4 protein-coding genes, 1 tRNA gene, 1 rRNA gene and 1 pseudogene are annotated in these 6,930 nt (G+C 53.7%); 3 read left to right on the forward strand and 4 right to left on the reverse strand.

Annotation, left to right across the window (positions count from 1 at the left end; translation table 11 throughout):
* The first annotated feature begins 54 nt into the window (after nucleotides 1-54).
* Entirely contained in the window at nucleotides 55-1,311 is a 1,257-nt protein-coding gene (locus ABIE02_RS14465) for a nucleoside permease (protein WP_032613978.1), read from the forward strand.
* A gap of 53 nt (nucleotides 1,312-1,364) precedes the next feature.
* Here ABIE02_RS14465 and ABIE02_RS14470 read toward each other — a convergent pair whose 3' ends face one another.
* Nucleotides 1,365-3,500 carry an ornithine decarboxylase gene (locus ABIE02_RS14470; protein ID WP_155167287.1) on the reverse strand — a complete coding sequence of 712 codons (2,136 nt, stop codon included), beginning with the start codon at nucleotides 3,498-3,500 and terminating at the stop codon, nucleotides 1,365-1,367.
* A gap of 398 nt (nucleotides 3,501-3,898) precedes the next feature.
* Here ABIE02_RS14470 and ABIE02_RS14475 point away from each other — a divergent pair, with 398 nt between their 5' ends.
* Together ABIE02_RS14475 and ABIE02_RS14480 are read left to right on the forward strand one after the other, a co-directional pair.
* The gene (locus tag ABIE02_RS14475) at nucleotides 3,899-4,609 is read left to right on the forward strand and encodes a DUF554 domain-containing protein (protein WP_032613982.1); all 711 of its coding nucleotides are present in this window, start codon (nucleotides 3,899-3,901) and stop codon (nucleotides 4,607-4,609) included.
* Nucleotides 4,610-4,704: 95 nt separating this feature from the next.
* A tRNA-Phe gene (locus ABIE02_RS14480) sits at nucleotides 4,705-4,780 on the forward strand.
* 559 nt (nucleotides 4,781-5,339) lie between these two features.
* On the opposite strand, the gene ABIE02_RS14485 is transcribed toward ABIE02_RS14480, so the two are convergent.
* The 3 genes and pseudogenes from ABIE02_RS14485 to rrf form a co-directional block, all read right to left on the reverse strand.
* On the reverse strand, nucleotides 5,340-5,969 hold the full coding sequence (locus ABIE02_RS14485) for a deoxynucleoside kinase (RefSeq protein ID WP_336995094.1): 630 nt from the start codon (nucleotides 5,967-5,969) through the stop codon (nucleotides 5,340-5,342).
* Nucleotides 5,970-6,216: 247 nt separating this feature from the next.
* Nucleotides 6,217-6,557 (reverse strand): annotated as a pseudogene (locus ABIE02_RS14490) (DUF1971 domain-containing protein).
* 300 nt (nucleotides 6,558-6,857) lie between these two features.
* Nucleotides 6,858-6,930, reverse strand: a 5S ribosomal RNA gene (gene rrf, locus ABIE02_RS14495); the annotation flags it as partial.

Below are 6,930 nucleotides of genomic sequence, written 5' to 3' on the forward strand. Positions count from 1 at the left end.
AACCTAAATGTTTCTACACCAACATACAGCCCGCTCTCTTGTGAGGAAAGTAACATGAACCTTAAGCTGCAGCTTAAAATCTTGTCGTTTCTGCAGTTCTGTCTGTGGGGGAGCTGGCTAACCACGCTCGGCTCCTACATGTTTGTCACGCTCAAGTTCGATGGCGCCTCTATCGGTGCCGTTTACAGTTCTTTGGGTATCGCCGCCGTCCTGATGCCGACTCTGCTCGGGATCGTGGCGGATAAGTGGATAAGCGCCAAGTGGGTGTACGCGCTTTGCCATCTGGTAGGGGCGGGTACACTATTTATGGCGGCCGAGGTCACTACGCCAGGGGCGATGTTTATGGTGATCCTGCTTAACTCGCTGGCCTATATGCCAACGTTGGGCCTGATTAACACCATCTCCTACTACCGTCTGAAAGACGCCGGTATGGATATCGTGACCGACTTCCCACCGATCCGTATCTGGGGCACCATTGGCTTCATTATGGCGATGTGGGCAGTGAGCTTCGCAGGCTTTGAACTGAGCCACATGCAGCTCTATATCGGTGCTGCGCTGTCTCTCCTGCTGGCGCTGTTCACCCTGACCCTGCCGCATATTCCGGTTTCTAACCAGCAGAAAAACCAGAGCTGGAGCGCGATGCTCGGCCTGGATGCTTTCGCGCTGTTTAAAAACAAACGTATGGCGATCTTCTTTATCTTCTCCATGCTGCTGGGTGCGGAACTGCAGATCACCAACATGTTCGGCAATACCTTCCTGCACAGTTTCGATAACGACCCGCTGTTCTCCGGGAGCTTTATCGTTGAGCATGCGTCGGTAATGATGTCGATTTCGCAGATCTCCGAAACGCTGTTCATCCTGACCATCCCGTTCTTCCTGAGCCGCTACGGTATTAAGAACGTAATGATGATCAGTATTTTCGCGTGGATGCTGCGCTTCGGTCTGTTTGCCTACGGCGACCCGTCAGCCTTCGGTACTGTGCTGCTGGTGCTGTCGATGATTGTCTATGGCTGCGCCTTCGACTTCTTTAACATCTCTGGTTCCGTGTTTGTGGAAAAAGAGGTTCGCCCGGAAATCCGCGCCAGCGCCCAGGGTATGTTCCTGATGATGACCAATGGCTTCGGCTGTATTCTCGGCGGCGTGGTGAGCGGCAAGGTTGTAGAGATGTATACCACTAACGGTATTACTGACTGGCAGCCGGTGTGGCTGATCTTTGCAGGCTACTCACTGGTACTGGCCTTCGCCTTCATGGTGTTGTTCAAGTACAAACATGTTCGTACTCCAACAGGTGCGCAGAGCATCGCGCATTAATCTGTTACGTTCCCCCCTCCTGCTGAGGGGGGAATTTTTTTACTTCAATACATTTACTTCAGTACATAGCCGTACAACCGTTTAATCCCGTCCGCATCTTTCTCGCTGTAAACGCCCTGCAATTCCGGTGAAAAACCAGGCAGCAAATTAACGCCCTCTTCCAGCGCCAGGAAGTAACGCTGCACCGCCCCGCCCCACAGTTCGCCCGGTACGACACACAGCACGCCCGGCGGGTATGGCAACGCCCCTTCTGCCGCAATGCGCCCTTCGGCTTCGCTGATGCGCACCAGCTCGACATTACCGCGAATGAAGGCCTGGTTAGCATCCTGCGGGTTCATTGCCACGGTGGGCAGGCTCTCTTTGCGGAACATCGCTTTCTGCAGATCCTTCACGTCAAAGCTGACGTACAGATCGTGCATCTCCTGGCAGAGCTGACGCAGGGTGTAATCGCGATAGCGCACCGGGTATTTCTTCCAGATGGTTGGCAGAACATCCGCCAGCGGAGTGTCGTCCTCGATGTGCTGTTCAAACTGACCCAGCATTGCCACCAGTTGCGCCATCTTCTCTGCGCTCTCTGCCGGGGTGAGCAGGAAGAGTATGGAGTTGAGATCGCACTTCTCCGGCACAATGCCTTTCTCGCGCAGGTAGTGCGCCAGAATGGTCGCCGGGATGCCAAAGTCAGTGTACTCCCCGCTTTCAGCATCGATGCCCGGGGTGGTCAGCAGCAGCTTGCATGGGTCGACAAAGTATTGTTCCTCGGCATAGCCCTCAAAACCGTGCCATTTCGCACCCGGCTCAAAGCTGAAGAAACGCAGCTCGCTGGCAATCGCGTGGGTAGGATGATCCTGCCACGGACGCCCGGCCACCACCGGCGGGATAAAAGGTTTAATCATTTTGCAGTTGGCAATGATCGCCTTGCGCGCTTCGATACCCAGCGCAACGCACTCAGCCCACAGCCGACGCCCGCTATCCCCTTCATGGATCTTGGCATTCACATCGAGGGCCGCAAACAGCGGATAGAACGGGCTGGTAGAGGCATGCAGCATAAAGGCGTTATTGAGCCGCTTATGCGGGCAAAAACGCGCCTGGCCGCGGATATGGTTATCCTTTTTATGGATCTGCGAGGTCTGGGAGAAACCGGCCTGCTGTTTATGCACTGACTGGGTGACAAAGATCCCCGGATCGTTCTCGTTGAGTTCCAGCAACAGCGGCGAGCTGTCGGCCATCATCGGGATAAACTGCTCGTAACCTACCCATGCGGAGTCAAACAGGATGTAGTCGCACAGTTGGCCGATTTTATCGATTACCTGACGGGCATTATAGATAGTGCCGTCATAGGTGCCGAGCTGGATCACTGCCAGACGGAACGGACGCGCGTCACGGGCTTTTTCCGGTGCAACTTCACGGATCAGCTCCCGCAGGTACGTCTCGTCAAAGCAACGGTCATCAATACCGCCAATGAAGCCAAACGGGTTGCGTGCCGCTTCGAGATAAACGGGCGTGGCCCCGGCCTGAATCAGCGCACCATGATGGTTAGATTTATGGTTGTTGCGGTCAAACAGCACCAGATCGCCACGGGTGAGTAGCGCATTGGTCACCACCTTATTGGCGGCCGAAGTCCCGTTGAGCACGAAATAGGTCTTGTCGGCGTTAAACACCTTTGCGGCAAACTTCTGCGCGTGTTTGGCGGAACCTTCATGGATCAGCAGATCGCCCAACTTCACGTCGGCGTTACACATATCGGCACGAAAAACATTTTCACCAAAGAAATCGTAAAACTGACGCCCGGCCGGGTGTTTCTTAAAGAACGCTCCGTGCTGGTGCCCAGGACAGGCAAAGGTGCTGTTGTCCATGGCCACATACTGGCTGAGGGTGTCGAAAAACGGCGGCAGCAGGTTCTCTTCGTAGCGACAGGCTGCGGCTTCCAGCTCTAACCACTCCTGCGCTTTGCCGTCGATCACGCCATCAACGCCCGCAGGGATCTCAACAGGCTGAGGCGAGAACATAAATACAGGCAGGTTAAAGCCGGTGCGTTTCAGTAACGCGAGGATGCCGCTGTGACTGTCAGCGACGGTAATGACGACTGCCGCCACATCCGTAAAATCGGTGTTATCCAGCGTCACCACTTCCCGGTGCGTGGACAACGCGGACGCCAGCTCACGGCTGACGGCAATTTTCATTGATTTCATAAGCGCAAATACCCGTGCAAGGCGAGAAAAAGCCCCGGACAGGGAGTCCCCCTGTCCAACGAATGTGTCTGACCGGAGTTCAGCTCCGACCGCCAGACATCAGTAAAAACAGAACGCGTCTGGTTTTACTGATGTCCTGCAGTGAGCCTGCATTACCCTCACCGCATGGTGAGCGTAGAATAAGATGTGTCGATACGGCCAGCCATTCGCGCAGCAAAAGAGAGTCTGTTCATCGGCGGCCCCGTATCTGAGAGGAGAAAATTCGCGCAATAATGTCACCTTTCGCCAGGGGGCGCAAGAAGGAATCATTATGCAAAAAACGGGATAACACTTGGCGATTACTCCCTGAAAAGAGTAATAATAATGCAAGATCAATGAGTAAATAACAGGAGTTCACAGTGGTTATTGGACCGTTTATCAATGCGGGAGCCGTGCTGCTGGGCGGCGTACTTGGCGCCGTGCTCAGCCAGCGATTACCGGAGCGTATTCGCTCTTCAATGCCCTCTATCTTTGGCCTGGCCTCATTGGGAATTGGTATTCTGCTGGTCATCAAGTGCGCTAACCTGCCAGTGATGGTGCTGGCAACGCTGCTCGGGGCACTGATTGGCGAGTTCTGCTATCTGGAGAAGGGAATTAACGGCGCCGTCAGCAGAGCGAAAAACCTGCTCTCGCGCGGTCAGCATAAGGGCGGCGCTCATGACTCCTATATCCAGAATTATGTTGCCATTATCATTCTGTTTTGCGCCAGCGGCACAGGGATCTTTGGTTCGATGCAGGAGGGGATGACCGGCGACCCCAGCATTCTTATCGCCAAAGCCTTCCTGGATTTCTTTACCGCGACGATTTTTGCGACCACGCTGGGTATCGCCGTGGCCGCGATTTGCGTGCCGATGCTGCTTATCCAGCTCGCCCTCGCAACCTGCGCCACGCTAATCTTACCCCTGACCACGCCAGCGATGATGGCAGACTTCACCGCTGTCGGCGGTTTGCTGCTGCTGGCAACAGGGCTGCGAATATGCGGAATTAAGATGTTTGCGGTGGTAAATATGCTACCAGCGCTGGTGATCGCCATGCCCCTTTCTGCCCTGTGGACCGCGTTTTTTGCCTGAGATAGCAGCAAACTGGCGAGAGAGTGTGCGGTCGGTAGCGAATTCAACAAATTCCGTTGACGGCACGAGGCGGATCGGGTTTAATTCGCCCCGTTGCCCGGATAGCTCAGTCGGTAGAGCAGGGGATTGAAAATCCCCGTGTCCTTGGTTCGATTCCGAGTCCGGGCACCACTATTTAGAAAAACCAGCCTTAGGGCTGGTTTTTTGCTTTCAGGGGTTCAGGACTCTCCATCGAACTACGTTCGATTATTCGCCGCCAGCGGCTCACCCCTTCGGGGCCAGCGCGACAAGCGCGCTGTTCAACGCCTTCGGCGTTAGTCCGGGTCCGGGCACTACTATTTAGAAAAACCAGCCTTAGGGCTGGTTTTTTGCTTTCTGGGGTTCCGAACTCTTCATCGAACTACGTTCGATTATTCGCCGCCAGCGGCTCACCCCTTCGGGGCCAGCGCGCCAAGAGCGCTGTTCAACGCCTGCGGCGTTAGTCCGGGTCCGGGCACCACTATTTAGAAAAACCAGCCTTAGGGCTGGTTTTTTGCTTTCTGGGGTTCTGGACTCTCCATCGAACTACGTTCGATTATTCGCTGCCAGCTGCTCACCCCTTCGGGGCCAGCGCGCCAAGCGCGCTGTTCAACGCCTTCGACGTTAGTCCGGGTCCGGGCTCAACTACTTAAAGAGCCCTCCCGAAAACAGTTTTTTGCTTTTGGAGAAACAGTAAATACTACAGCACTCTCTATTCCAGCTTTGCTGTTACCGCATCTGCCAGCGTTTTTGGGCATGCAAAACCCGACTGGACCTGATGCGTCAGCAGCTTTGAGCCATACTGGCGGGTAATTTGCGGCAGACAGGCGTCGTGGAAGGCTTTAACGTCCTCAAAGTAGTCCAGCGTATACTTATCCTCTCCAGACCGCCCTCGCGCCATACAGTCGTTATAACAGGACTCTGCATCACGATCGATATAGACCACCAGATCGATATGTGGGTAGCGCTTAAGGTGTTCCTTAACCTGGTAGAAATAGGACATATAACGGGCCGATGGCTGTTCAGTCGTTAGAAAATTCACATGGCAGAACACGATATCGCTGTAAAGAGAGCGCTCAATAACGTAGTTGCCTTCCGGGAGATTGTTTAACAGGCGCTGTCGGGAATCGGTTATATAGAGCTGAAAAGCCACCCTGGCGTCTGCGTCGTGCGGGTTCTCAACGAAGCCCTGCAGTAACTCAAGGAACACCGGATCTTCATCTACGGGTTCCTTTAGCACATTCCAGTATGCGCCTGTTTTATCTGATAACGCTGTCGCCAGAGGCTCCAGCAGGGTGCTTTTTCCTGCAGCGATACTGGCCTCAATAGCGACGATCTTCATAGCGATCTTCCGGCGGAGGGATCATTTGATCCCGTATCAACCTGTTGATCCTGATGAAGATCCGGCCACAAAGGCGCTTTGCAGCAGAGATACTCCTGATATTCAGCCACGTGAAGCAGAAGTAGTTCCCCGCAGGATTCCTGCTCGCCGTAGTCTACCCGCGTTGAAGAGTGTTTTAGGAAATGGATCATAATGCTTTCACACTGTATGAAGGTGCTCCCTTATTAATGATAAGGGAGCATTGAGATTATGCCTTTTTCGCGCTGTAAACTTCATCACCGGAGAATGCCGGTTCGGCCCAGAAATTGATATTAAACTGTGCATCATCGGTCATCTCAATACGGTGCCAGTACTGCGGTGGGCTGGTCGCAAAGGTTCCCGCGTTAATCACCACTTTCACTTCTGGCTCTGTCGCCTCTTCATTGGCGAAGCCGTAGTAAGTCACTGTCCCTTCCATCACGCAGAGCTGGCCAAAGATACCGGCTGCGGTGTTGTGGTGGCTCAGAAGCGCTGCTGGAACATTGTCTTTCGTAAAAAAGGGAGTTGAACGTTTGATGGTCCAGTTTTAGGGATTCTGTGATGGCTCATAAATACCTCCGATTTAAAACATGCATATAAAATACAACTTTTAATTCCAGCTGTAAAGGATTAATGATAATAAATCTCATTTCCATTGAAAGCAGGAGATATGCCGAAAGAAAAGCCTTAATTGCCCGCCATCCGGCCGGTTTTTGGGTTTTATGGCTTCAGGGTTTGAGGGTTTGAGGGTTGCAGGGTTGCAGGGTTGCAGGGTTGCAGGGTTGCAGGGTTGCAGGGTTGCAGGGCCTGAGAGTTTCGTGCAGACGACAAAAAACCCCGTACCGCAAGGTACGGGGTTTCCGATTTGATGCCTGGCAGTTCCCTACTCTCGCATGGGGAGACCCCACACTACCATCGGCGCTACGGCGTTTCACTTCTGAGT

Source organism: Leclercia sp. 1548 (genome assembly GCF_050435045.1).
In the GTDB taxonomy this organism is placed as follows: Bacteria; Pseudomonadota; Gammaproteobacteria; order Enterobacterales; family Enterobacteriaceae; genus Enterobacter; species Enterobacter adecarboxylatus.

Bases quoted from the DNA above. Each gene is read 5' to 3' on its own strand.
- ABIE02_RS14470 (WP_155167287.1), bottom strand. From the start codon at position 3,500: ATGAAATCAATGAAAATTGCCGTCAGCCGTGAGCTGGCGTCCGCGTTG.
- ABIE02_RS14465 (WP_032613978.1), top strand. From the start codon at position 55: ATGAACCTTAAGCTGCAGCTTAAAATCTTGTCGTTTCTGCAGTTCTGT.
- ABIE02_RS14485 (WP_336995094.1), bottom strand. From the start codon at position 5,969: ATGAAGATCGTCGCTATTGAGGCCAGTATCGCTGCAGGAAAAAGCACC.